At 61.9% G+C, this 24,398-nt stretch carries 24 protein-coding genes and 2 pseudogenes; 20 read left to right on the top strand and 6 right to left on the bottom strand.

Annotated elements, in window-relative coordinates; genetic code table 11:
* Positions 1-48: 48 nt before the first annotated feature.
* From ptsP to IWY39_RS21300, 7 genes and pseudogenes are all read left to right on the top strand, one after another.
* Positions 49-2,598 (top strand): phosphoenolpyruvate--protein phosphotransferase, encoded by a 2,550-nt coding sequence (ptsP, locus tag IWY39_RS21330; protein WP_107126386.1) that lies wholly within the window; start codon positions 49-51, stop codon positions 2,596-2,598.
* A complete protein-coding gene (gene pfkB / locus IWY39_RS21325; RefSeq protein WP_107126387.1) occupies positions 2,595-3,581 on the top strand; it encodes a 1-phosphofructokinase in 987 nt (328 codons plus the stop codon). Before ptsP ends, pfkB begins: the two co-directional genes overlap by 4 nt.
* Positions 3,578-5,290 (top strand): PTS fructose transporter subunit IIC, encoded by a 1,713-nt coding sequence (locus IWY39_RS21320; protein WP_107126388.1) that lies wholly within the window; start codon positions 3,578-3,580, stop codon positions 5,288-5,290. The genes pfkB and IWY39_RS21320 overlap by 4 nt, the downstream gene beginning before the upstream one ends.
* Before the next feature lie 89 nt (positions 5,291-5,379).
* Positions 5,380-6,741: a carbohydrate porin gene (locus IWY39_RS21315; RefSeq protein ID WP_107126404.1), complete on the top strand. Its 1,362-nt coding sequence runs from the start codon at positions 5,380-5,382 to the stop codon at positions 6,739-6,741.
* Positions 6,742-7,107: 366 nt separating this feature from the next.
* The gene (locus IWY39_RS21310) at positions 7,108-7,725 is read left to right on the top strand and encodes a glutathione S-transferase family protein (protein ID WP_107126389.1); all 618 of its coding nucleotides are present in this window, start codon (positions 7,108-7,110) and stop codon (positions 7,723-7,725) included.
* A gap of 248 nt (positions 7,726-7,973) precedes the next feature.
* Positions 7,974-8,105 (top strand): annotated as a pseudogene (locus IWY39_RS24480) (helix-turn-helix domain-containing protein); the annotation flags it as partial.
* Between the two features lie 302 nt (positions 8,106-8,407).
* Positions 8,408-9,304: a LysR family transcriptional regulator gene (locus tag IWY39_RS21300; protein WP_181316876.1), complete on the top strand. Its 897-nt coding sequence runs from the start codon at positions 8,408-8,410 to the stop codon at positions 9,302-9,304.
* Here the strand turns inward: IWY39_RS21300 and IWY39_RS21295 are convergent.
* The gene (locus IWY39_RS21295) at positions 9,270-10,514 is read right to left on the bottom strand and encodes a cation:dicarboxylate symporter family transporter (RefSeq protein ID WP_145169883.1); all 1,245 of its coding nucleotides are present in this window, start codon (positions 10,512-10,514) and stop codon (positions 9,270-9,272) included. The two genes, IWY39_RS21300 and IWY39_RS21295, sit on opposite strands and share 35 nt — an antisense overlap.
* 181 nt (positions 10,515-10,695) lie before the next feature.
* On the opposite strand from IWY39_RS21295, the gene IWY39_RS21290 reads away from it, so the two are divergent.
* The 7 genes from IWY39_RS21290 to IWY39_RS21260 all read left to right on the top strand — a co-directional run bounded on the left by IWY39_RS21290 (position 10,696) and on the right by IWY39_RS21260 (position 18,714).
* A complete protein-coding gene (locus IWY39_RS21290; protein WP_107126392.1) occupies positions 10,696-11,526 on the top strand; it encodes a substrate-binding domain-containing protein in 831 nt (276 codons plus the stop codon).
* Positions 11,523-12,836 (top strand): MFS transporter, encoded by a 1,314-nt coding sequence (locus tag IWY39_RS21285; RefSeq protein WP_107126393.1) that lies wholly within the window; start codon positions 11,523-11,525, stop codon positions 12,834-12,836. The genes IWY39_RS21290 and IWY39_RS21285 overlap by 4 nt, the downstream gene beginning before the upstream one ends.
* A gap of 47 nt (positions 12,837-12,883) precedes the next feature.
* The gene (locus IWY39_RS21280) at positions 12,884-15,766 is read left to right on the top strand and encodes a TonB-dependent receptor domain-containing protein (protein WP_107126394.1); all 2,883 of its coding nucleotides are present in this window, start codon (positions 12,884-12,886) and stop codon (positions 15,764-15,766) included.
* A 54-nt stretch (positions 15,767-15,820) separates the two neighbouring features.
* Positions 15,821-16,027 carry a hypothetical protein gene (locus IWY39_RS21275; protein ID WP_145169881.1) on the top strand — a complete coding sequence of 69 codons (207 nt, stop codon included), beginning with the start codon at positions 15,821-15,823 and terminating at the stop codon, positions 16,025-16,027.
* A 71-nt stretch (positions 16,028-16,098) separates the two neighbouring features.
* The gene (locus IWY39_RS21270) at positions 16,099-17,475 is read left to right on the top strand and encodes an MFS transporter (protein WP_107126396.1); all 1,377 of its coding nucleotides are present in this window, start codon (positions 16,099-16,101) and stop codon (positions 17,473-17,475) included.
* 106 nt (positions 17,476-17,581) lie between these two features.
* Positions 17,582-17,995, top strand: coding sequence for an MbcA/ParS/Xre antitoxin family protein (locus tag IWY39_RS21265; protein ID WP_107126405.1), 414 nt, complete (start codon positions 17,582-17,584; stop codon positions 17,993-17,995).
* Positions 17,992-18,714, top strand: a complete 723-nt coding sequence (locus IWY39_RS21260; RefSeq protein WP_107126397.1) for an RES family NAD+ phosphorylase — start codon at positions 17,992-17,994, stop codon at positions 18,712-18,714. Before IWY39_RS21265 ends, IWY39_RS21260 begins: the two co-directional genes overlap by 4 nt.
* A gap of 87 nt (positions 18,715-18,801) precedes the next feature.
* On the opposite strand, the pseudogene IWY39_RS21255 reads toward IWY39_RS21260, so the two are convergent.
* Positions 18,802-18,978, bottom strand: a pseudogene (locus IWY39_RS21255) (cation transporter); the annotation flags it as partial.
* Between the two features lie 5 nt (positions 18,979-18,983).
* Positions 18,984-19,592, bottom strand: coding sequence for a flavodoxin family protein (locus IWY39_RS21250; protein WP_145169879.1), 609 nt, complete (start codon positions 19,590-19,592; stop codon positions 18,984-18,986).
* Positions 19,593-19,710: 118 nt separating this feature from the next.
* Between IWY39_RS21250 and IWY39_RS21245 the strand changes: the two genes are divergently transcribed.
* Positions 19,711-20,562 (top strand): glucose 1-dehydrogenase, encoded by an 852-nt coding sequence (locus tag IWY39_RS21245; RefSeq protein ID WP_107126399.1) that lies wholly within the window; start codon positions 19,711-19,713, stop codon positions 20,560-20,562.
* A gap of 177 nt (positions 20,563-20,739) precedes the next feature.
* On the opposite strand, the gene IWY39_RS21240 is transcribed toward IWY39_RS21245, so the two are convergent.
* The gene (locus tag IWY39_RS21240; RefSeq protein ID WP_107126400.1) at positions 20,740-20,997 is read right to left on the bottom strand and encodes a TfoX/Sxy family protein; all 258 of its coding nucleotides are present in this window, start codon (positions 20,995-20,997) and stop codon (positions 20,740-20,742) included.
* A 116-nt stretch (positions 20,998-21,113) separates the two neighbouring features.
* On the opposite strand from IWY39_RS21240, the gene IWY39_RS24205 reads away from it, so the two are divergent.
* From IWY39_RS24205 to IWY39_RS21225, 4 genes are all read left to right on the top strand, one after another.
* A complete protein-coding gene (locus tag IWY39_RS24205; protein WP_229380832.1) occupies positions 21,114-21,263 on the top strand; it encodes a hypothetical protein in 150 nt (49 codons plus the stop codon).
* Positions 21,256-21,576: a hypothetical protein gene (locus IWY39_RS21235; protein ID WP_229380831.1), complete on the top strand. Its 321-nt coding sequence runs from the start codon at positions 21,256-21,258 to the stop codon at positions 21,574-21,576. The genes IWY39_RS24205 and IWY39_RS21235 overlap by 8 nt, the downstream gene beginning before the upstream one ends.
* 105 nt (positions 21,577-21,681) lie before the next feature.
* A complete protein-coding gene (locus IWY39_RS21230; protein WP_107126559.1) occupies positions 21,682-21,894 on the top strand; it encodes a hypothetical protein in 213 nt (70 codons plus the stop codon).
* Between the two features lie 71 nt (positions 21,895-21,965).
* Positions 21,966-22,658, top strand: coding sequence for a hypothetical protein (locus IWY39_RS21225; RefSeq protein ID WP_107126558.1), 693 nt, complete (start codon positions 21,966-21,968; stop codon positions 22,656-22,658).
* A 183-nt stretch (positions 22,659-22,841) separates the two neighbouring features.
* Here the strand turns inward: IWY39_RS21225 and IWY39_RS21220 are convergent, their stop codons facing one another.
* Positions 22,842-23,057 (bottom strand): type II toxin-antitoxin system RelE/ParE family toxin, encoded by a 216-nt coding sequence (locus IWY39_RS21220; protein WP_196871706.1) that lies wholly within the window; start codon positions 23,055-23,057, stop codon positions 22,842-22,844.
* Between the two features lie 264 nt (positions 23,058-23,321).
* On the opposite strand from IWY39_RS21220, the gene IWY39_RS21215 reads away from it, so the two are divergent.
* On the top strand, positions 23,322-23,504 hold the full coding sequence (locus IWY39_RS21215) for a hypothetical protein (RefSeq protein WP_107126556.1): 183 nt from the start codon (positions 23,322-23,324) through the stop codon (positions 23,502-23,504).
* Positions 23,505-23,635: 131 nt separating this feature from the next.
* Here IWY39_RS21215 and IWY39_RS21210 read toward each other — a convergent pair whose 3' ends face one another.
* Positions 23,636-24,070, bottom strand: a complete 435-nt coding sequence (locus IWY39_RS21210) for a GTP-binding protein (protein WP_107126555.1) — start codon at positions 24,068-24,070, stop codon at positions 23,636-23,638.
* Positions 24,071-24,398 lie beyond the last annotated feature (328 nt).

Here is a 24,398-nt window from a genome sequence, read left to right as displayed (position 1 = left end):
AGAAAACGTTTTCTTACGTCATAGTGACGAGAGATCGCGGAGAGCAGGATGCTGGAAGATAGAGCTGCAGTCGCGCAGACCCAAGGCAACACGCATGTGAGAGTCAACGCAACGGCCGCATCAAAGGAGGATGCGATCCGGCAGGCCGGACAGCTCCTGGTCGCGGCGGGCGTGGCCGAACCCGATTATGTTCGCTCGATGCTGTCGCGCGAGGATGTGGCCAACACCTATCTGGGATCAGGCGTCGCCATCCCCCATGGGTTGAAGGAAGATCGCGCGCTGGTTCGCCGCGACGGGATCGCCGTGCTGCAATTGCCCGATGGCGTCGAATGGAATCCCGGCGAGACCGCCCGGCTAGTCGTTGGCATCGCCGCCAATTCGGACGGCCATATCGCAATTTTGCGACGACTGACCCGGCTGATTCAGGACGAGACTAGGCTCGAAGCACTGATCGCGAGCAAGGATCCCGAAGCGATCGCCCGCGCGCTTGAGGGCGAGGAAACCGCCGCCGCGCCCGCCGGGGCGGTCACCGACTATGCGCAAACTGCAGAATGGACGGTCGATTATCCCGCCGGCCTTCACGCCCGCCCCGCTTCGGCCTGGGTGGAGACGGCGAAGGGCACCGAGGCACGGCTGCGCGTGCGGCATGAGAATGATGTGGCCGATCCGCGCAGCCTCATATCACTGCTCCAGCTTGGCTTGCGCGAAGGGGACCGGCTGATCTTCTCCGCAGAGGGCAAGGATGCGCGCGCGGCGCTCGACGCGCTGGTGAAGACCGCGCGCAACCTGACCGCGCGCGAGCGCCGCGATGCGGAGCTTGCGGCGGAAAAGCAACGTGCGCCGGTGACGGGGTGGAAGCCGGCGGGGGATATGGCGATGATCGCCGGTGTCGCGGCCAGCCCCGGCATCGCGATCGGCACCGTCCATATCCTTTCCGCGCCCGATCCCGATGTGCCCGATATACCCGTCGATCTCGTCACTGGCGGGGCTGAACTGGACACAGCGCTGACGCGCACCCGCGCGCAGATGAAGGCGCTGATCGACGATACCACGCGGCGGCTGGGTGCCGCCGACGCCGCGATCTTCCGGGCGCAGGCTGGACTGCTCGACGATACCGATCTCATAACGCTTGCTTGCCAATTGATGGTGCAGGGTCATGGCGTCGCCTGGTCCTGGTACGAGGCGGTAGGGCGCGTGGCCGGGCAACTTTCGGCACTCGGCAACCCGGTGCTGGCGGCGCGCGCCGCCGATCTACATGATGTCGGCCGCCGGGTGCTGGCGCAGATCGACCCGTCGCTTGCCGCCGGATCGCTCGACGATTTGCCCGAAGGCGGTGCCATATTGGTGGCGTCGGACCTGTCACCATCGGACACCGCCACGCTCGATCCGGTGCGGGTGGCGGGCATCGCCACCGCGTTGGGCGGGCCAACCTCCCACAGTGCCATTCTGTCGCGTACACTCGGCCTGCCTTCGGTGGTCGCGGGCGGTGCGCGGCTGCTGGCCGTGGCATCGGGCACCACCGTCATCGTCGATGGCGATGGGGGGCGGGTGTGGATCGATCCAAGCGAGGCCGATCTTGCCTCCGCCCGGGCCTGGATCGCTGCGCAACAAGAGCGCCGCGCCGCGGAGGAGGCGGAACGCGGCCGCCCCGCGACGACGACGGACGGCGTCCAGATCGAAATCGCAGCCAATGTGAACCGTCCCGATCAGGTGCCATTCGCACTCGCCCAGGGCGGCGAGGCTGTCGGCCTGATGCGCACCGAATTCCTGTTCCTCGAAGCGGGGCATAGTCCCGAGGAGGACGAGCAATATGTGACCTATCGCGGCATGATCGACGCGCTTGAAGGCCGGCCGCTGATCGTACGCGCGCTGGATATCGGTGGCGACAAGCAGGTGCCCCATCTTAACCTGCCGGAAGAGGAAAACCCGTTTCTGGGCGTACGCGGTGCAAGGCTGCTGCTGCGTCGGCCAGACCTGCTCGATCCGCAATTGCGCGCACTCTACCGCGCAGCGAAGGACGCGCACGCCGAAGGCGGCGGGTTGTCGATCATGTTCCCGATGATCACTTCCGTTTGGGAACTGGTGCGTCTGCGCGAGCGATGCGAGGAAATCCGAGCCGCGCTGGATGCGCCCAAGGTTCCCGTGGGCATTATGATCGAGGTTCCTGCGGCAGCCGTCCAGGCGCGCGCACTGGCGCAGCATGCGGATTTCTTCTCGGTCGGCACCAATGATCTTACCCAATATGTGCTGGCCATAGATCGCCAGAGCTCGGAGCTTGCGGCGGAAGCGGACAGCCTGCACCCTGCCGTGCTGAACCTCATCGCCACCTGCGTAGAAGGCGCGAAAGCGCATGGTCGCCCGGTTGGCGTATGCGGAGGGATCGCCGGCGATCCGTTCGGCGCGGCGTTGCTGGCGGGGCTGGGCGTCGGAGAATTATCGATGACCCCGCGCGATATTCCAGCGGTGAAAGCTCGGTTGCGCTGCGCTGCGATGGCCGACCTGCGCGATCTGGCGCAACGTGCGCTCGCTGCGTCCGATGCGGACGAGGTGCGCGGGCTCGATGAACAGAATATTGGCGCGGCAGGAAACGGCAAATGAACGTCTTCACCCTCACCCTCAATCCCGCCATCGACCAGACGGTGGTACTGGACCGGCTGGAAGTCGGCGCGGTCCACCGCGCGCGTCAGGTACGGCAGAATGCAGGCGGCAAGGGCGTAAACGTCGCTTCCTGCCTCGCCGACTGGGGTATATCCGTGGAGGCTCACGGTCTTCTGGGCGCGGACAATGCTGCGTCCTTCGATGCGCTGTTCGTGGCCAAGGCTATCGGCGACCGGATGATCCGGATTCCGGGATCAACCCGCGTCAATCTGAAGATCGTCGACGATGCCGGGACTACCGACATCAACATGGCCGGCATCGCGATTGATGCGACGGTCGCGCATGAAATGACTGAGGCGCTGCGCCGCCGGATACAGGCAGGCGACCTTCTGATCCTTTCGGGCAGCCTGCCGCCCGGTGCGCGCGCCGACCTTTACGCCGACATCATCGCGATGACCAAGCGCGCGGGCGCGCGCGTGCTCCTCGACACAAGCGGTACGCCCTGGCGGCTCGCACTCGCCGCGGACATCTTGCCCGATGCAGTCAAGCCGAACCGGCATGAACTGGGCGAATGGCTCGGTCGACCAATCGAGACGCGCGAGGACCTGATGAAAGCCGTCGATCGTCTGCGCATGGACGGCGTCGGGTTAGTGGTGATCTCTTCCGGTGAGGACGGGGCGCTGTTCGCGTCGGACGAGGGAGCGCTCATGGCGCGGCTCTCGGTCGGCGATCTGGCCAGCACAGTGGGCGCGGGCGATGCGATGGTGGCCGGAATCGCAGCTGCCCTCGCCGAAGGCGCCGATCTCGAACGGATCGCCCGCCTTTCTACCGCCTTCGCCGTCGCGAAGCTGGGCATGGTCGGGCCGAACCTGCCCGAACTGGCCACGGTGCAGGCTCTGGCGCGTGAGGTAGCGATCGAATGGCTGCCCACGCCGGCGCGAGCGGGCAACGAGGGGTCGGGTGAATTGGGAGAGGAACAATGATCCGATATTATGCCATTGTCGATGATCCGCAGGCGGGGGTGCGCGCCTTTCTTGCCGCCGAAGCTCTACGTCAGGCCGCACAAGCGAGCGGACGCGCCTTTACCGTCGAAGTGCGCAGCGAACAGGGCGTGGTCGGCGCTCTTCCCGAAGATGCGCCTGCCCATGGGGACGTGCTGGTCCTGGTCGGACCAGCCGAGGCCGACGACAAAGCGCTCGCCGCCCGGGCCGATCGCCATCTCACGCTCGATGCCGTGCTTGCCGATCCCGACAGCGCCTTTGGCGACCAAAGCGGCCATACCGCCACAGCGGCGACCGGCAAGCGCATCGTTGCGGTGACATCCTGCCCCACCGGCATCGCACATACCTTCATGGCGGCCGAGGGGCTGCAGGAAGGGGCGAAGCGTCTTGGCCACGATATCCGCGTCGAGACGCAGGGGTCGGTCGGCGCAGGTACGCCGCTCACTGCTGAAGAGATCGCGGCCGCCGACATCGTCATCATCGCCGCCGATCGCGAAGTGGACCGGGCGCGCTTCGCGGGTAAGCTGGTCTTCACCTCCAACACCAAGCCCGCCATTTCAGGCGGCGCAAAGCTGATCGAGCGCGCGCTGGCAGAGGCGCAGACGCAAAGTGGAGCTGCCGTAAATGCCGACAGGGCGGGCCATAAGCAGGAACGCACCGGGCCGTACAAGCATCTGATGACAGGCGTTTCTTTCATGCTGCCCTTCGTGGTCGCAGGCGGCCTCCTCATCGCCATGGCCTTCGCGCTTGGCGGTATTGAGGTCAACGCCGATGCGGCGCAAAATACCTTCGCCCATGCGCTGTTCCGGGTCGGTGCCGAAGGCGCCTTTGCATTGTTCGTACCCGTGCTGGCCGGATACATCGCCTTTTCGATCGCGGACCGGCCCGGCATCGCGCCAGGTATGGTGGGCGGGTTGCTGGCCAATTCGCTCGGCGCAGGGTTTCTGGGCGGCATATTGGCCGGGTTCGTGGCAGGCTATGCCGTTCAGTGGATGAACCGTCTGATCGTCCTGCCCAAGAATCTGCGGGGGCTGATGCCCGTGCTGGTACTTCCGGTACTGGGCACGCTCGTGACCGGATTGCTGATGATCTATATCGTGGGAACCCCCGTCGCCTCAGCGGTCGCACTCCTTACCGAATGGCTGCGCACAATGCAGGGATCGAGCGCTCTCCTGCTCGGCGCATTGTTGGGCGCGATGATGGCGCTTGATATGGGGGGGCCCGTCAACAAGGCCGCCTATGCCTTCGCGATCGGCGTGCTGGCGAGCGGCATTTATGGGCCGATGGCGGCGGTAATGGCCGCCGGAATGTGCCCACCGCTGGCGGCGGCGCTCGCGACCCGGTTGTTCAGGAGTCGCTTCTCGACCGAAGAGCGCGAGGCCGGTGGCGCAACGGCGGTGCTCGGCCTCGCCTTCGTCACCGAAGGGGCAATCCCCTTCGCCGCACGCGATCCCTTGCGGATGATCCCCGCCTTTATCGGCGGTTCCGCGCTTGCGGGCGCTCTGTCCATGGCGCTTGGCGCACAATTGCGGGTGCCGCATGGCGGCGTGTTCGTGCTGCCGATCCCTGGCGCAGTCACCCATCTGGGGCTCTATACCCTCTCGATTGTGGCTGGCACGCTTTTGAGCGCAGTGCTGATCGGCCTTCTCAAGCGCACTGCGCCACCCGCAGCCATCGAAACGGCGATGTAATTCCACCTCCCTCTCGGAGATAGCTCATGACCGTGTCCATGCTTCACGGCGCCCATGTCGGCGCCGACGCCCCCGGCTTGCCTGCACGAATGGCTGCGGCGCTGATCGCTGCCGCCGCGCTCGCCCTGCCCTCGCCCGCTAACGCCCAGACGGCACAGGACAAGGGCGCGAGTACGGTTTCCGACCCACGGCAACCTTTGCAGCCTGCTTTGCCCACGCCCGGACCGCAAAAGGTCGAACCGTTCCAGCCATTCGCCGATGCGGGGATAACTCTTGCGCTGAACTATACGGGCGAAGCCGCCGCCAATCCTGTTGGCGGTCTGCGACAGAGCGCGGCCTATGCCGGGCAGGTCTATGTCGGTGCGGATCTGGACATGGACCGGATCGTCGGCATCAGTGGCGCGACCATCCATGCGGCGGTGACCAACCGGCACGGGGAAAGCCTGTCTGCGCTGGCGATTCGCAACAATACGTCGGTGCAGGAAATTTTCGGCACGCAGAACACCCATCTCGCCATCCTCACCTGGGAACAGCAATTGCTGAACGGCCGCCTGACGGTGGAAGCAGGCAAGAGTCAGGCGAACATCCATTTCCTGAATTCGCCGCTCTATTGCAATTTCCAGAGCAACGCCGTGTGCGGCAATCCGACCTTCGTTTTCAAGAACAGCAACTTCACCTATTTCCCGGCGTCGAGCTGGATGGCGCAGGCAAAAGCGGATATCGGCCGCGATTTCCACGTCCATGCCGGGATTTACGAAGTCAATCCCGAACGCAAGCGGCCCGACGATAACGGCTTCACCTTCAGCCTGCGCGGTGCGACGGGTTTCATCGTGCCATGGGAGGTCGAATATCGGCCCACCGATATGGGCGGTACAGGTCTGCCTGGAAGCTATATCATCGGCGGCTGGATCGACCGGGGCGACTATACCGATCCGCTACTGGACGATGCGGGCGGCATCGCCCTCCTCTCCGGTCGCGATCCGGCGACCCACAAGGGACGCTCTGGCATCTATTTCCGCGCGCAGGAGCAAATCAGCGGCATTGGCGGCGGGGATCCGCGCGGGCTTTCGCTGTTCGGCGTGGCGATGACCAACTTGTCGGGCCGGGTCGAGCTCAGCCATTTCTTCGATTTCGGCTTTGTACTGACAGGCACCTTCGCCGGGCGTGACCGGGATACGATCGGCTTCGTCATCAGCGATCAGCGCTTCTCCGATCTGGCGATGGAGCGCATGCGCGCGGCGCGCGGCAATGGCGACGTCAACCGGCATCAATATATGATGGAGTTGGCCTATGGCGCGCAACTGACGCCCGCGATCCGCATCTCGCCCAATATCCAGTACATCCTCCATCCCGACCAAAGCGGCGCGCCGCAACGGACCCGCGACATTCCGAACGCACTGGTGCTTGGCTTCAAATTCACCATCGACGCGCCGACGCTCTTGGGCGGTTGACGATGGCCGCCATGCCGCGATTTTCTTGGAAACCGTCCTAAAAGCCCATCGCGGATTAGTCGCGAAAGCGACAATGATTAACGCCAGAAAGCCAAGGCCGAATATAACTGGCCTGGGCAATGATGGCGTAACTGCAGGCCCAAAGTTCGCGCCTAACCTTTAAGCGCAACTTCGCGGCCAGCAATCAGACAGAAGGGCGACGCCATCCTACGGGCGTACGACGCTCTAGTGCTGAAAAATCTATATAACACCGATGGTTAGACTATCGGAACCATGAGATTGCATTCAAAGACCGAAGTCAGCTTGCCTTGCAGCATCCGAGATATCATAGGGCTGAGATTCAGGTGACGAAAGAGACTTATTGGCGTGAAAATCTGGGGCCGAGTTAATTCAACCAATGTTCGCAAGGTTCGCTGGTGTGCCGAGGAAATTGGCATCGACTATGAGCATATCGATGCGGGTGGATCGTTCGGTATGGTCGGCGATCCAGATTATCTTGCAATGAACCCCAATGGTCTCGTCCCTTGCCTAAAGGACGGTGATCTCATCTTATGGGAATCGAATGCAATCGTGCGCTATCTCGCGAGACGATACGGGACGGAACCGTTCGCATCGGCAGACGCCGGGGCTTGGGCGAGTGCAGATAAATGGATGGATTGGGCTTCCCTTTCCTTCGCAACCCCATTCCGTGATCTGTTCTGGAATCTCGTGCGCTGCAGGCCTGATCAGCGGAACGAATGCGAAATGAAGCGGGGTGAAGAACAATGCGTCCGCCTGATGACAATCGCGGACAAGGCGCTGTCGGACGCACCCTATCTTTCAGGCGTCGAGCTTGGGATTGGCGACGTCCCGCTGGGGGCCATCGCCTATGCGTGGTTCTCTTTGCCAATCGAGCGACCGGAACTGACGTACCTCCACGCTTGGTACGAACGCCTATGTTTGCGTCCAGCCTTTCAGAAGGCGGTAATGACGCCGCTTACATAGGGGTACATGCTCAATGATCGGCGAATTCCAGCCAAGGACTCAGGCTCTGCGATAGTGCAGATCGAAGTCGGAAGGGCGGTCCCGTGTCAATCGTGCCAACCTCGACAACTCCACCTGGAAATCATGAGCGGCCCGATGTCCGGCTCCCGCGCCACATGATCTGCCCCCGCTGAGTGGCCCAGAGACTATGATAGTCTGGACCCCGAAAGGGATGACGAATGCCGAGCAAGAAGCACTAACCGGAAGAGATCATCGGCAAGCTGCGTGAAGTTGAGATTGTGCTAGTGCTAGTGCTAGAGCAGGGGGCCTCCCCTGCCGAGACGTGCCGCCGGATCGCGATCAGCGAACAGACCTATCATCGCTGGCGTAAGGAATATGGGCGCTACGGCTACCGCCGGATGACGGCGTTACAACCCTCCCCCCGCATAGCAGCTTGGGCTATCGACCACCGGCCGCAGAAACGGCGGCACTAACAATCCAATCGGTCCACTCGGTGAGGGCGGATCACGCCATCAGGCAGCCTTCATGCTTTGCATGCGTCGCGAAAGATATACTGAACGGGTCGCTTTGATCGATTCCGACGGGTTCCTCGGTAGCGCAGCGCAGACGCGCCAGTAATTTATCCCGCATGCCAACTGAGAAATATTCTCCCGTTCCCGTTTTTGGCGTAGGGCGAGTACCGATGATAAACTGTGAATTACTGGATTTGCGCGCATTGATCGCGGTAGCGGAAGGTCGCAGTTTCCATCGCGCCGCGCAGCAATTGAACCTGTCTCAACCTGCACTGAGCCGACGCATCCAGAAGCTGGAGCAGTCCGTTGGCGCGGTTCTGATCGAACGCACGACCCGTCATGTCCGCCTCACTGCGGCAGGCCGAGAAGTGTTGCCGCTGATCCGGCGGATGCTCGATGAATTTGACGGGTCGCTAGTCGGGCTGATGGCGGACGGCGAGCGACAGGCGGGCCGCATCACGCTTGCCAGCGTGCCAAGCGCTACCGTGCGCTTCCTTCCTGAGGTGCTGCAGCAGTTCGGGCAGGACTATCGCAACACGCGCGTCCGCATCTTGGACTTGTCGGCAACGGAGTGCGCAGAGGCGGTGCGGACCGGCGAGGCCGAGTTTGGCCTGTCGTTGCCGGTATCGAGCGACGCGGACCTTGCCTATGAACCGCTTCATGACGATCCCTACGGCCTTGTCTGCCGTAAGGATGACCCGCTCGCATCAATAGCTAAGGTCGCATGGAGCGATCTGGCAGATCGCCGCCTCGTCACCGTGCACCGGGCCAGCGGAAACCGGACGACGCTGGAGGCCAGGCTCGCGGCGCAGGGCATTCATCTTACCTGGTTTTATGAAGTCACGCGGCTGACGTCGGCGTTGGCCTTGGTGGACGCACGGCTCGGGCCATCGATCCTGCCGCGCCTGGCCTGCGCCGGGCCGGAAGCGCGCGATCTGGTCTGGCGACCCTTGGGCGAGCCGGAAATTTTCCGCACCATCGGCCTTCTCAAAAGGCCGTCCGCGCCGATTTCTCCTGCTGCGGCACGCCTCGTCACCCTTTTGACGGAGGCTTGGCAGGCGGCCTGATCGGCCCGATCCGTGTCCCGCTCCACCGCGCTACCAGCAGCGTGGCACTGATATTCGCAAGGCCACTGGTCGTCGCCCGCATGGGCGAGAGGATGCGATCCACCGCGATCAGCATGGCCGTCGCGCCGATGGGTATGTCAGGAAGCAGCGACAGCGTCAGTAGAAGCGCGGAAAAGCCGCTGCCCGTCACACCTGCCGCGGTTTTCGATGTGGCAAGCATGACGGCAAGGTAGAGCGCCAGCCTGTCGGGCGACAAAGGGATTTCGAGCGCTTCGGAAAGGAAGAGGGTTGCAACGACGAGATAGACCGCCGTTCCCGCAAGATTGAGCGTGTAACCCAACGGCACGGTCAAGCCAACGACCGCCGGGCTGACCCCCATCGCCTCCAGCTTGGTAATGAGCCGCGGCAGCACCACCTCACTGGACGATGTACCCACCACGATCAGCAATTCATCGCGAAAGTGACGGATCAGGGTCCAGGCATACAGCCCGGTGGCAAGTTGCACGGTCGCAACCAGAACGAGAGCAAGGACAAGACAGGCAGCACCCAGCGTGGCGACCAGCATGCCGAGCGAACCGATGAAACCTATGCCATAGGCCCCGACAGTATAGGCCGTGGCGCCGAACGCGCCAATTGGGGCCAGGCGAACGAGGAAGCCGAAAATGGCGAACTGAAGCTGGGTAAGCGCGCGCAGGCCTTTCGCTATCGGCTCTCCGGCAGGACCGATACGGATGAGCCCAAATCCCACGAGAGCGGCGATGAAGAGGACAGGCAGGACATCCCCCGCCGTGAAGGCGGAGAAGAACGTATCCGGGATCATGCGCAGCAGGAAATCGCCAGGCCCGTTAATGGGCGGGCCACTAAGAGAAGAGTGGGCTGCATCGCTCATGGCGACGGATCGCAGGTTCAGCCCCGCGCCCGGCTGCATCAGCGTACCCACGATCAAGCCTGACAACAAGGCGAGCATCGTTATGGCCAGAAAGATAGCGAGCGCGCGAACTATCGTCGAACCGGTGCGCATCGCACCGCCATGAAGCACGATGCCATCGACGATGGTGCAGAACAGGATAGGGGGAACCATCATCCGCATGATCTTGATAAAGGCTAGCCCCAGCGGCGCGAGCGCGACGCCCATATCCGGCCAGACATAGCCTAACGCCGTACCGGCCAGCACACCGACCACCATCTGCACATAAAGCTGCCGGAACAATTGCGCCTCCCCATTTATGCGCAAAATGGATCACATATCCCATTCATTGCATTTGATAAAAATATGCCGCGGGGCGTAGATCGTCAACACAATGCGCTGCCCGGCCTCAAAAGGGGCCAGCATCGGCCAGTAAAGGGATGGGAGGAGAGGCGACGATGCGTGCGCAACGGAGCGAATTCGCATGAGCAGTTTGGCGCTTTGGTCTCGTCGCACGTTCTGGCGCATTCCGCTGGCTGCCGCTGCCACGCTTGTGCTGGCGGGATGCCAGACCGGCGCCGGCTCCTCTGCACGACCGGCCGAATTGCACGCCCTCACCTCCGGCGGCTTCAGTGCCGCCTTTGATGTGCTGGCGGCGCAATATAGCGCCGAAACGGGCGTGCGGATCGTGACCGCCCATGGGCCTTCCATGGGCGACACGCCCAACGCCATCCCCGCCCGCCTGGCCCGCCGCGAACCCGCCGACATCGTCATCCTCGCCCGCTCCGCGCTCGACAAGCTAGCGACGGCGGGACAGGTGGCGCCGGGCTCGGAAATCGACCTTGGCCTGTCCAAGATCGCCGTTGCGGTCAAGGAAGGCGCGCCAGTCCCTGATATTTCGACGGCGGAGGCGGTGCGCGCCGCCCTTCTGAAAGCCAAGTCCGTCGCCTGGTCCGACAGCGCGAGCGGCGTCTATATCCAGACCACCATGCTTGACAGGCTGGGCGTCGCCGACCAGGTCCGCTCCAAGGGCGCGATGATCCCGGCGACTCCTGTGGGTGAGATCGTCGCCAGCGGCCAGGCGGAGATCGGCTTCCAGCAGCTTTCCGAACTAAAGCCTGTCAAAGGCATCCGCATCATCGGTCTGCTTCCCGATTCGCTTCAAAAGGTGACGCCTTTTTCCGGCGGCATCGTCGCCTATTCGCCCCGGCAGAAGTCGGCAAAGGCGCTCCTCGCCTATCTTTCCTCCCCAAGGGCCTATGCGGTGATCCGCGAAACTGGCCTCGAACCGGCATCTGAGAAGGTGACACCATGACCGCGCAAAGCATTTCGCCACCGACCGACCTGTCAGGGGGACCGGCCCAGAAGAGGTCCGCGTTTAAATCCATCTTCATAGTCGCCAGCGGCAACTTCCTGGAGATGTTCGACTTCATGGTGTTCGGCTATTACGCCACCTACATCTCGAAAGCCTTCTTCCCGACCGGCAGCGAGTTTGCCTCCCTCCTCCTGACGCTGATGACCTTCGGTGCGGGCTTCCTAATGCGGCCAGTCGGCGCGTTGGTGCTGGGCGCCTATGTCGATCATCATGGCCGCCGCAAGGGGCTGCTGCTGGTGCTCGGCCTCATGGCGCTGGGTACGCTGGCGATTGCGATCACACCTACTTATGAGCAGATCGGCCTTGCCGCGCCGCTCATCATCCTGGTCGGCCGCCTGATCCAGGGCCTGTCCGCCGGTGTCGAGGTCGGCGGCGTATCGGTCTATCTGAACGAGATCGCACCGCCGCACCGCAAGGGATTCTTCACCTCCTGGCAGTCTGCCAGCCAACAGGCGGCGGTCGTGTTCGCCGCGCTGATCGGCCTTATTGTATCGACCAGCCTGGACGCGGAGACCATGCAAGCCTGGGGCTGGCGCATCCCCTTCATCATCGGCTGCGTGATGATCCCCTTCCTTTTCGTCATCCGTCGCCATGTCGAGGAGACCGAAGCGTTCCTCAACCGCAAGGAACATCCGCAGATCGGTCAGATTGTGCGCATCATCGGCGCCAACTGGGGCATTGTCCTTCAGGGTGCGCTGATGGCGGTAATGACCACGGTCTTCTTCTACATGATCACCGCCTACACCCCGACCTTCGGCAGCAAGGTGCTGAACCTGGATGCGGGCGATGCCCTGTTCGTCACCGCCTGCGTGGGCCTCACCAACTTCATCTTGCTTCCCGTGATGGGAGCGCTGTCGGACAAGGTCGGCCGCCGGCCGCTGCTGATCACCGCGACGCTGCTCGGGGCGACGCTCGCCTACCCGCTGATGAGCTGGTTGGTCGCTGATCCCAGCTTTGGCAAGCTGCTGGCGGTCGAACTGCTGCTGGCCGCGATCTACGCCACCTATAATGGGGCGTTCATCGTCTATCTGACGGAGATCATTCCTGGCCATGTCCGCACCGTCGGTTTCAGTCTGGCCTACAGTACGGCGACCGCGGTCTTCGGGGGCTTCACGCCGGCGATCAGCACCGCGCTGATCGGCGCGACGGGGGACAAGGCTATCCCCGGCGCCTGGTGTGCCGCCGCCGCTCTACTGTCGCTTCTGGCTTTGCTGATCGGCAGCCGGGTGAATCGCGCAAAGGCGGGATAGCCGCCAACCTGACTTATTCGACGCAATAACATAAATTTGGGAGACTTATGATGAACCGGACTCTGAAGGGCATGATCTGTCAAGGCACGGCGCTGGCACCGCTGGCGCTCGCACTGGCGCTCGGCGCGGCGTCCGCCGCTCAGGCGCAGGCCCCGGCCTCTCCGGCCGCCGAACCGGCGAATGCCACACCAACCGACGCAACCATGCTGGATGCCAGCGCGGAGTCGAGCGCGCCGGTCGCGTCGGATGGCGACATCGTCGTCACCGGCAGCCGTGTCGCCAATGGCTTCAAGACACCGACCCCCGTCACCATGGCGAGTTCCGAACAGTTGCGGGTCGCAGCGCCGACCAACCTTGCCGATGGCCTCAACCAGCTTCCTGTCTTCAACGGCAGCACCAAGACCTCGAACCCTTCCACCACCAACAGCCGCGGCGGCAGCAGCGGCCAGAATCTCCTCAACCTGCGTGGGCTGGGCGCGCAGCGCACGCTGATCCTGCTCGACGGTCGCCGCCTGCCTGCCACCAACAGCGGCGGGTCGGTGGACATCAATATCATCCCGCAGGGTCTGGTTAGTCGTGTCGACGTCGTCACCGGCGGGGCATCGGCCGCCTATGGTTCGGACGCGGTTGCAGGCGTCGTCAACTTCGTACTCGACACCAAGCTCAAGGGCTTCAAGGCCGAAGCGCTGACCGGCATTTCCACCCATGGTGATCTACCGTCCTTCGGCGGGTCCCTCGCCTATGGCACGTCCGGCGCCGACGACCGGCTGCGCTTCATCGCCGGCATCGACTATTTCTACCAGAAGGGATTGCGTGCAGACCAGAAGACGCATCGCGACTGGTTCGACGACAATGCGGGGCAGATCGTCAACCCGGTGGCGGGCGCGCGCCCACTAAACCTCATCATCCCCTCGATCCGCAGTTCGATCGGTACCTATGGCGGCCTGATCAGTTCCGGCCCGCTGCGCGGCACGCAATTCCTGGCGAACGGCGTGTCAGCGCCCTTTAACTATGGCACGATCACCGGCACCGCCTTCCAGAGCGGAGGCGATGGCGCGCGCGCCAATATCGGGCTTCAACCTACGCAGGAACGCTATAACGGTTTCGCCCGCGCCGAATTCGATATCTCGCCCGCTTTCACGTTGTTCGCCGAGGGTCTCTACGCGCGCAGCCACACCAATCAGGGCGCGTTCGTCAGCCAGAATGTGGGGTCGAACGCAGCCTACACCATTTATCGCGACAACGCCTACCTGCCCGCCGACATTCTTGCGCGCATGATCGCCGCCAACGTCCAGTCGTTCCAGCTCGGCCGGTTCGAAGGCGAATTGCCGCTGGTCGAGAATGAATCGACCATTGACGTCTATCATGCCTCCGTTGGCGCCCGTGGCGACCTTGGCGGCACGTGGAAGTGGGATGCATCCTATAATTTCGGCCAGTCGGATCAGGAATTGCGGTCGAACAACCTGACCATCGCCCGCAACCTCTATGCGTCGGCCGACGCGGTGCGCAATACCGCCGGGCAGATCGTCTGCCGTTCGACGCTGGCCGGGCTGGACGCAGGCTGCACGCCGCGTAACCTGTTCGGGCCGCAGGCGCCCAATCAGGCGATCACCGATTATGTCACGGGTGACAACGTCTTGAACCTGCGCCTGCGTCAGCAGGTGATCGCAGCGAACATTCGCGGTGATCTGGGCGAGAATATCCAGCTCGCCGGGCCCATCGCGGTAGCCGCAGGCGTGGAATATCGCAAGGAAACCGCCAGACAGACCACCGATGCCCTCTCGCCGACGCGCATCGACTTCACTGGCATTCGCGGAGGGCCTGCTGCGCTCAACGGACGTCAGGGGCCATATCGCTTCTTCAACCCGCTGCCTTTCTCCGGCGAATATGACATTCGTGAAGGCTATCTTGAGGTCGCCATCCCAGTCCTCAAGGATAGCGCGATCGCCCAGTCGCTCGATCTGAACGGCGCAATCCGCTATGCCGACTACAGCACTTCAGGTGGCGTCACGACATGGAAGCTGGGCGGCAGCTGGCAGGTGAACGACGCCGTGCGCTTCCGCGGCACTTGGTCGCAAGACATTCGCGCGCCCAACCTGCTCGAACTGTTCAATCCCGCAACCCAGCTCAACGGCAATGTCGTTTACCGGGGCGTGACGACGCCGCAGGTGAACTTCGCCACCGGTAACCCGAACCTGAAGCCGGAACGCGCCCGTACGCTGACCTTCGGCGGCGTCTATCAGCCTGGCTGGCTGCCCGGCTTCCAGGCGTCAGTCGACTATTACAAGATCAAGCTGAAGGACGCGATCACGACGCTGGCCGAACAGCGCGTGGTGGATGAATGCGCGGCTGGGAACCAGACCCAATGCGCCAACATAACGGTGCTGCCTTCGGGATCGCTCAGCATCCTGCGCCCCAACCTCAACCTGGCGGAGCAGACTGTTGCCGGCATTGACTTCGAGCTCGGCTACAAGACCGAGTTTGCCGGCGGCGACCTTAACGTGCGGTTGATCGGGAACCATGCAACCCGGAACGACTCGCAGACGCCAGGGTCGCCGGTGCGCGAAGGGCTAGGCGAGACGATCACGCCTAAATGGAGCGGCGTGCTTCAGGCCAACTGGTCGAACGAGGCCTTCTCGCTGTTCGTGCAGGAGCGCTTCATCGGCGCGGCGAAACTGGACGCGACACGGATCGAGGGAATCGACATCAACGATAACACGACGCCCGCTGTCTTCTACACCAATGTCACCGCGACCTATAATCTGAACCTGGGCGGCGGCAAGCAGCAGATCTATGTGTCGGTCGCCAACCTGTTCGACCGCGATCCCCCGCTCTCTCCGCCGCCCGTGACCACCTTCACCACGGCCGCCAGCAGCGCCTATGACCCGATCGGCCGCTACATCACCGCGGGCGTGCGGGTATCGTTCTGAACCATGCGGGGCGCGACACGCCATGTCGCGTCCCACAGCCCCATGGAGGGTAGAATGGCGAATATTCCTCCCAATATGCGACCCGTGCCCCAGGAGGTTCTCATCCATATGCTCGCAGGCATGTGCGGCCAGACCAGCGACGTTCTGATGATGCAATATGGCATCAGCTATAATACATGGCGCAAGATCAGAGCCGGCGATCCGGTCCGCAAATCGGTCGCCGAACGATTGGAGCAGCGGGTTTTTGGCGAAAGTCGGTAAGATATCGCATGACTTCGGGGCAGACGAGCGTCGCCCGATACTGACGGCCGTTTTCGATCTTTGGCGAAACGATGCCTGAACCTCAGCCACGTTATCGGGTTGTCGCGCTGGTGGTCGCGTTTGCGCTGTTCATGCAGCAATTGGATGCGACCGTGTTGTCGGTCGCGCTGCCCGCCATGTCACGGGATTTCGGTATTCCCGCGTCAGGTCTAAGCCTCGCGCTCACCTCTTATCTCGTCGCGCTTGCAGTGTTCATCCCGGCGAGTGGCAGGTTGTCGGACCGCTTTGGCTCGCGGACCATATTTTGTGCAGCGATCGCTGTCTTTATAGCTGGCTCAATCGCATGCGCCCAATCCGCCACTCTTTGGGCGCTCGTTGCCGCGCGATTCATGCAGGGCGTCGGCGGAGCCATGATGGTTCCCGTCGGGCGGCTGGTATTGCTGCGCACCGTTGATAAGGACGATCTTGTCGCAGCCTTGTCCTGGCTGGTGATGCCCGCGCTCGTTGGTCCCATAATCGGTCCGCCAATCGGTGGTCTGATAGTGACCTACCTGGACTGGCGCTGGATCTTCTACATCAACGTGCCCATAGGATTGGTCGGCCTTGCTCTGGCGATCTGGCTGATACCGCAGATCAGGATGGACAGGGCAGCGCGGGTGGATTTGCCGGGCTTTTTTCTGTCGGGTATCGCGCTCGGCTGCATCGTCTTCGGCCTTGAATTGGCGAGCCATCCTGTTCCCACGACCCTCATTGTCGCACTCCTCATCTGTGGCTTCCTGTTTGGCCTGGCCTATGTCCACCGCGCGCGAAACGTCGACGATCCTATCCTCGACCTGTCATTGTTGCGAACGCCCACCTTCGGTCTTTCCGTTGCGGGAGGGACACTCATCCGCATCGCCCAGGGGGGCATGCCGTTCCTCCTGCCTCTCCTCTTTCAGCTCTGCTTCGGATTGTCCGCCGCCACGGCCGGCACGATCATGATGGCCAATGCTCTGGGCGCTCTGGCGATGAAGCCGCTTGCTCCTATGATCATCCGGCGGTTCGGCTACCGCCACAGCCTAACCGCTGCCGGCATCGGGGCTGCGATGGCGATCGGCGGTTGTGCCCTGTTTAGCCCGGATTGGCCTCACTTGACGTTGGCGGCTGTCCTGTTTGCGGCCGGCTTGTTCACGTCGCTGTTGTTCACAGGGTATAATGCCCTGGCCTTTATCGATATAGACCAGACGAAAATGAGCGCGGCCACCAGCCTCTATGCCACGTTTCAGCAACTCAGTCTTTCGTTGGGGATTTGCCTTGTCGCCTCCTTGCTGGAATTGGCCGGAGCGGTGTCAATCGACGCCATTGCGGCAGCTTTTGTCGTTATTGGCATCACAGCCTTCTGCGCGACGTTCACAAACCAACTCCTGAAATCGGATACCGGGAACCCGCTCACAAACGCAGATGAGTAACGGGGCTGGCTTAAAACGACGGGCATTGCTCGACAAAGTCGGTAAATTGCACCCAAATATTGCCATTTGGCATTTATTTCACATATGATGCCAAATGGAGATGAATATGAGCATGTTACAACCCATTGAGACGGTCCCGGCGCCCTTCCGGCCAGAGCCGGTCACGCCGGATGAGGGCCGCGCGATGTTTCGTGCGGCCCTCAACCTGTTCGCCAAGTGGGGTGTGACAGACGAGCAGGCTGCTATGCTGACCGATATGCCGGTGCGCAGCTTCCGTCGCTGGAAGGCCGAAGGACCAGGTCGCATCTCGCGTGACGGGCTCGCCAGGCTCTCCAACATCATGGGCATTCACAAGGCCTTGCGCATCATCTTTGAGGAACCGCAGCGCGGCTATGACTGGATCAAGGCGCCCAACGCCGCCTTTGAGGGCGCAAGCGCGCTGTCGGTCATGCTGGGCGGCGAGCTGACCGACATCATGCGGGTGCGGCGCTACCTGGACGCGGAGCGCGGCGGCTGGTGACGGCGATTGATGGTCCGCCGGTCAACAGGATCGAATGGGAAGGTGCGGTCAGGATCATCCGCAGCATCTATCCTCCCATCGATCTGTTCGAGGATATTGCGGACCCTGCAGACTGGCCACTCCTCATTTCCGCCGAGCAGAAGACGAACCCGCGGATCATGACGGCGGTCGGCAATATCGATCTTGTCCCTCCCACGCGACGGGTCGGCGGCGTTGGCGCCTCCTATCTCATGGCGTCATTCACTCATGTCAGTCCCGATCGACCAAGCCGGTTCTCCGCCGGACATCATGGCGTGCTCTATGTCGCGCGCAGCTATGAGACAGCGCTTTTCGAAACGATCCATCATCATGCGCGCTTCATGGCCCTGACGGCCGAGCCTGCCGGATGGACGTCGCAGTTTCGCGAGATCATTCTGAAAGTCGATGCCGATTTGCATGATCTCAGAACGCACCCAGAGGCATTCGACTCTTGCCTCGATCCTGACAGCTACGAAGCAGCGCAGCAACTCGCCGCCACGCTGCGCGGTTCAGGCTCAGACGGTATTGCCTATCCAAGCGTCCGCCAGCCCGGTGGCGAATGCGTCGCGCTATTCTATCCTGACTGCGCCTCCAGCCCTGTTCAGGGTCGGCATCTCGACTATCACTGGGATGGCGGGCGGGTAGATCTTGTTCGCGATGCGGGCAGCGGCGCTGTGTTCAGGGTGATCGAGGGCGCGTAATCGGACAAGCCGCCAAATGAAGGATGCCACCAGCGATCGTCACGCTGGCGGCCCGCCTGTTAGGCATGCATCCAGATTATCGGGTTCATAGAGGAGCAGGATTTGATTGCCGCTGTCAACGAGCGAGTGAACGCCGTCGGTGAGCATGGAGGAAGAGCCGCTGATGGCTGCGGCCACGAATTTGGCGATGGCGATCCCGACATTGGCAAAGAGCGCCCCATACAGAACGATATTCTTACGGAGCGTGCCCGACAGGTCAGCCATGCTCCTCAGCCAGGATAAGGGCTGGTCGCGAGCAATCCTGCCAGATGCGCAGCATTTGCAGCGACCAAGTCGGCGGTCTTCGTCACCATGGCCGGTGTCTTGTCCAGATCCTTGAAGTCGACAGACCCCATCGCTTCGCCAACCCAATAGCAGCTGGCAACGGCAGGGATCGTCCAGCCGACATCGTTCAAAGCCTGAAATAGCTGAGCGGAGGAGAAATGTGCCCCATCCTCATTGCCCACGATCGCTGCGACCGCGACTTTTCCATAGCTCGGCATCCGCCCTTTGTCGTCGGTTTCGGAAAGAAAGGCATCCATCCGCTCCAATACCCGCTTGGCCGTGCTGCTGATCTGGCCCATCCAAATCGGTCCGCCCCAGATCAATATGTCATGGCCGAGAATTTTCTTGCGAAGGGCTGGCCAGGCGTCGCCATCACCTTCATCGGAGGTGACGCCGGGCTTGATATCGAACGCTGCAACCCGAACGGTTTCGCTCACGCTGACATCATGCCGCTTGAAGGCTTTTGCAAGCACCGCGATCATCGCATTGGTCGAGCACTCTTCCTGGACATCCGCTTTGAGCGTGCAGTTGAGCGCGAGAGCTTTAAGGGTCATTGATCACCTCCATAGGGTCAGGAACAATGTCCGGGTGCGCGCCAAATGCGACCACCCGTTTGTCACGCAGAGAACTCCCGGGGCCCCAATGGGTTCTTGAAGCAAAGGAGATAATGCGATGAGCGACACCGTCCCAATGATCCACGAGGATGCCCTGCCCGGCCATGAGAGCAAGCTGACCCCAGAGCCGCAATGGCAACCTCGGTACAAGGGCTCGGACCGCCTCGCGGGGAAAGTCGCCATCATCACGGGTGCCGACAGCGGGATAGGACGGGCGGTCGCTGCGCTCTACGCCCGCGAAGGCGCTGACATCGCCATAGTCTATCTGCTCGAAGAGGATGACGCACAGGAAACAAAGCGCATCGTTGAAGCCGAGGGGCGCAAGGCTATCACGATCCGAGGTGATATCGGCGAGCGCGCCTTTGCAGACGAGATTGTCGCCCGCACAATCGAGGCGTTCGGCAAGATCGACGTCGTTGTGAACAATGCCGGCGAGCAACATCCTGACAAGGACATCACAGACATCAGCGAAGATCAGCTTCGCCGCACCTTCCAGACCAACATTTTTGGCATGTTCTTCCTGGTGCAGGCCGTACGTCCCCATCTGAAGGCTGGCGCGGCCATCGTGAACTGTACCAGCGTGACCACGTACCAGGGCAGCTCGGAATTATTGGACTATAGTGCGACCAAGGGCGCCATAACCGCCTTCACCCGGTCTCTGTCCGAAAATCTGGTGAGCGACGGGATACGGGTAAATGCCGTCGCGCCCGGGCCAATTTGGACTCCGCTCAACCCTTGCGGTGGCGCCAGCCCTGAAAAACTGGAGAATTTTGGCGAAGGAACACCGATGGGCCGCCCCGGCCAGCCCAATGAGGTCGCACCGGCCTTCCTGTTCCTCGCCTGCGAGGATGCCAGTTACATGTCAGGCCAGGTGTTGCATCCAAATGGCGGGACAATCGTGAATGGGTGAATTTTTAAATCCTATCCTTTCTGGACATTCAACGTTCCACCTGCACGTCTCCAGGACGAATATTCGTTTAGCGAACACGGGCCTTTGCCAGGCGTTGCATCAACCGGATTTGCGCTTGGCCCTGACCCTGGAAGCCGGCAATTCCTCTGATGTGATACGGACCATCTGGGCAAGCCATTAACGGTCTTCCCATTTTTCCGCGTCGATCAGGAGGCAGGGCTTTGCACCGGGATAGGGAGAGGCTTCTGCCGCACCTGAAGCCAATAACCGCCCGCCAACCGTGGGCTTGACGAATAGCTGGTCGTCGCAGACCAAAGCGATCATTTTCCCATCGCAGTAAATGCCGAATTCGCCAAACATCGCCTTGGCTGAGACGGTGCCGGCGCCTGCCATCTGCTCAACAAGGAATTCAACGGTTTTACGATCGGACGCCATAAGGCGATATCATCGGTCCTGATGAAAAGGTCGAGGGTCAATTGAAGCTGGTGGGGCACTCATCCGGGCTGGGCTGGGACGGGTATATTTAGCAGCGCATCCTCTCGCCGCTCGGCATGACGCACAGCGGCGACGATAACACCCGCACGCTGATCGCTCACCGCGCCTCTGCCTATTACTCGCTTGGCACGACCTTCATCAACGCGCCGATCATCAGTCGGCACGGTCGGCTATGCCGCGGGCGGGCTGTATTCGACCGTGGGTGATCTGCTGCTGTGGGATCGTGCGTTCGTCCCCGGCAAGCTGGTCAGCCAGGCATCGCTTGGCGCGATGTTCACTCCAGTAAAGAGCAATTTCGGCTTCGGCTGGCGGATCGGCGAGCAGTTCGGTCGGCGGGAGATGGATCATTCGAGCAGCGACAACGGCTTCTCAGCCTGCATCATACGCCTCCCAACGGACAAACAGACCGCGATAGTGCTGAGCAACAGCGACCGCGCGTCGGCAGGCATGGTCGGCAATGCAATGGCTGCGATCGCCTTCGGCCAGCCGGTGATGATGCCGGTCGCGCAGCAGTGCTAAATCCTGTGGGATCGGATCCATCACGACGCGGTCGCCAGCGCCATAGCCCGTTATGGCGACCTGAAACGGTCTGGGGCGAAGCTCCACTTCAGCGATGATGCGCTCGTGAGACTGGGCTATGATCTTTACGAAGCCCAGCCATATGCGGACACCAAGGCTATCTTTCGCTTCAACCTGACGATCTATCCCAAATCCGCCGATAGCCATGATGGGCTGCCCAACATCGCGGTTGCCGAAGGCGGTCCAAGACAGCCCATCGAGTTGTTCAAGCAGTGCTGGCGCTGGACCCGACTAACACCTATGCCAGCGACGCGTTGAAGCGGCTGCAAGCCGCGGCTAGTCGATGATGGCACAGCTATCCTGACCATAATCAGGCCTTTTGGGGAGCAATGATGACGTATCGTTCCATATTATCGGTACTGGCGCTGTCGATCATCTCGTCCGCGGCATATCCGGCACCCCAGGTCGGCAAAGTGACGACGATCGATCTCGGCAAGGCGACGTTGGATCGGAAGAATGTCGAAGTCTCATCCGTTCGATACCGGGGAGCGAACGCGCTTTTGTTGACGACCGCCCCCGACGTCGCGGACGACGCGACTTTCGCTGCCATCAGGGGAGCCACGGCGAGCGATTTCGTCATCGAAGCCGTCCTGTCCGGGGCGCCTGTCGATGATACGACGACGGCCCGAGGGTTCGTCGGGATAGCGTTCCGGATTTCTGAAAACCGGGATCGGTTCGAGGCGATCTACCTCCGCCCGACCAACGCACATGCCGACGACCAGCTTCGCAGAAATCATACGGTTCAGTATATCTCGCACCCTGCACATCCATGGGAGCGCCTTAGAAAGGAGGCCCCGGGACAGTATGAATCCTATGCGGATGTGAAACCCGCTGAATGGATCAAGCTTAAGATCGTGGTCCGGGGCAGCGCCGCCCGGCTCTATGTCAATGGGCAGCAGGAACCTTCCCTTATCGTCAATGACCTGAAGCTGCCTCCAGCCAGCGGCGGCATCGGCCTTTGGGTTGGGCCGGGCTCACTGGGACATTTCAAGTCACTCAAAATTTCCGTTGAACGGCCATAATTCGCCCCCGTATAGAACCACACGCAGATAAGGCGACCGCATTTTTATACATTGCTGCTCGGGCGCCAATGGTCAAATAACAGGCGATAGCCGCCATGTCGGCGGCTATGGATAGCCCGCTTCCTTTTGGTGGCGAAAGGCCAAGATCGCCACTGTCCCGCTATCGAGACGATAGAGGGCGACTTAGCCACTATTGCCCAAGTCGATCAGCTTCTCCCGATAATCGGGGTCCATATCCTCCACCGGACGGCCGATGCGCGGTGATGCCGCCAGAATCCTGACCCCGGCCCGGATAGTCGCAACCACGCGGATCGCGGCTTCGGTATCCTTGGGCAAGAGCCAGCGATAGAGCCGCTGAACATCGGCCAGCGCATTCGGCGTCCAGATTAGCCGTGGCACTTAGGCGGCTCCGCATCCTCGCCCGCTTCGAGCTTCGCCAACCAAGCGTCGGCTTCCTCAAGCGTCAGATGCAAGCCCGTCTGCTGATATTCGTCCCATGCTTGTATGGCGTCCTGCCGGAACGTCTCGCGCTTTTCTTCGCGTTCGACATACTGTGTCGAGCCTACCGTATATCGGTGCGACGGCTCGGCAGCCCCTCTTAGCCAGGCAATCGCCTCTCGACCGGGCGGCGACGATTAGGCCCGACGCCGGGCTTGCAACCAGATGCTCGACCCACTTGCGCTCGAAGCGTCCAAGTTCCGCGATCCCGCCGTCGACTGCGACATGGCACACCCGCCCGTCATCGCCGCCTGTCACGATCCCTTTGCCGTCGGGGTGCGCGCATGCCGACAGGATCGCGCCAGCATGCACGTCCACCGCCCGGGCGTCATACTCGCCCACGATTAAGCGCACGCTCCCGTCCCTAAGCGCCACCGCCGCGATATCGCCGAGCCAGATTAGCGCGGTTGGCTCGGCATCAAGCGCTACGGGGCGCCCGTACCGGTGGACAAGCGCCTCATCCTGAACCGCCGTTGCCATCAGGCGGCACGCACCGCGCAGGCATCGAAGCCCTTCTGCAACCCGGCTGCGTCGAGGTTGCGGCCGATGAACACCAGCCGGCTGGTGCGGACCTCGTCGGGTTTCCAGTCGCGCTGGTGGTCGCCATTGAGCAGCATATGCACGCCCTGCACGACGTAACGCTGGTCCTCGCCCGGGAAGGCGAGCACGCCCTTTAGCCGTAGAATGTCCTGCCCTTGTTCCGTCGTGAGTTTGCGCAGCCATGGCATGAAAAGCTCGGGCCGGACCGGTGCGTCCGACTTGAGCGAGACCGAGGTGATTGCATCATCATGCTCGTGATCGTCTTCCGACAAAAAGTTGGGCTCGATCTCGAGGATGCGGTTGAGGAGGGTCGTCTTGCCGGCGCCAAGATAGCCGGTGAGGACGGTAACGGGGACAGTTGGCGATGCGGTCATAGTAATCTCAATAATATGATATATTGTCTTTTTACGCGATACCGTCGAAGCTTCACATTTTGTAACCGGCGCGCGAGCGTGCCGGCATATCCTCTATTCTAATATCGGCACACTTCCGGCCAGCACCCTACCCATGTCTAACGTCTGCTTCGCGTCGCAACACTCCATGCGGCAACGCTGCCGACGGCCCAATTGCGGCCGCAAATCTTGTCCAGCGGATCGTTCGCTTAAAGTCGGGTTTTGACGATGGACCTGCCGTTCCCCCCCCCCGTCCGGGAATGACGGATTTGTCCCACGACCCGGCGTTCGCCCCCCGGCAAAACCGACC

Origin of the sequence: Sphingobium sp. JAI105 (assembly GCF_015752145.1) — a bacterium.
GTDB classification, from domain to species: domain Bacteria; phylum Pseudomonadota; class Alphaproteobacteria; order Sphingomonadales; family Sphingomonadaceae; genus Sphingobium; species Sphingobium xenophagum.
Note: the sequence above shows the minus strand (reverse complement) of the source record. Positions and strands in the feature narration are given on the sequence as shown.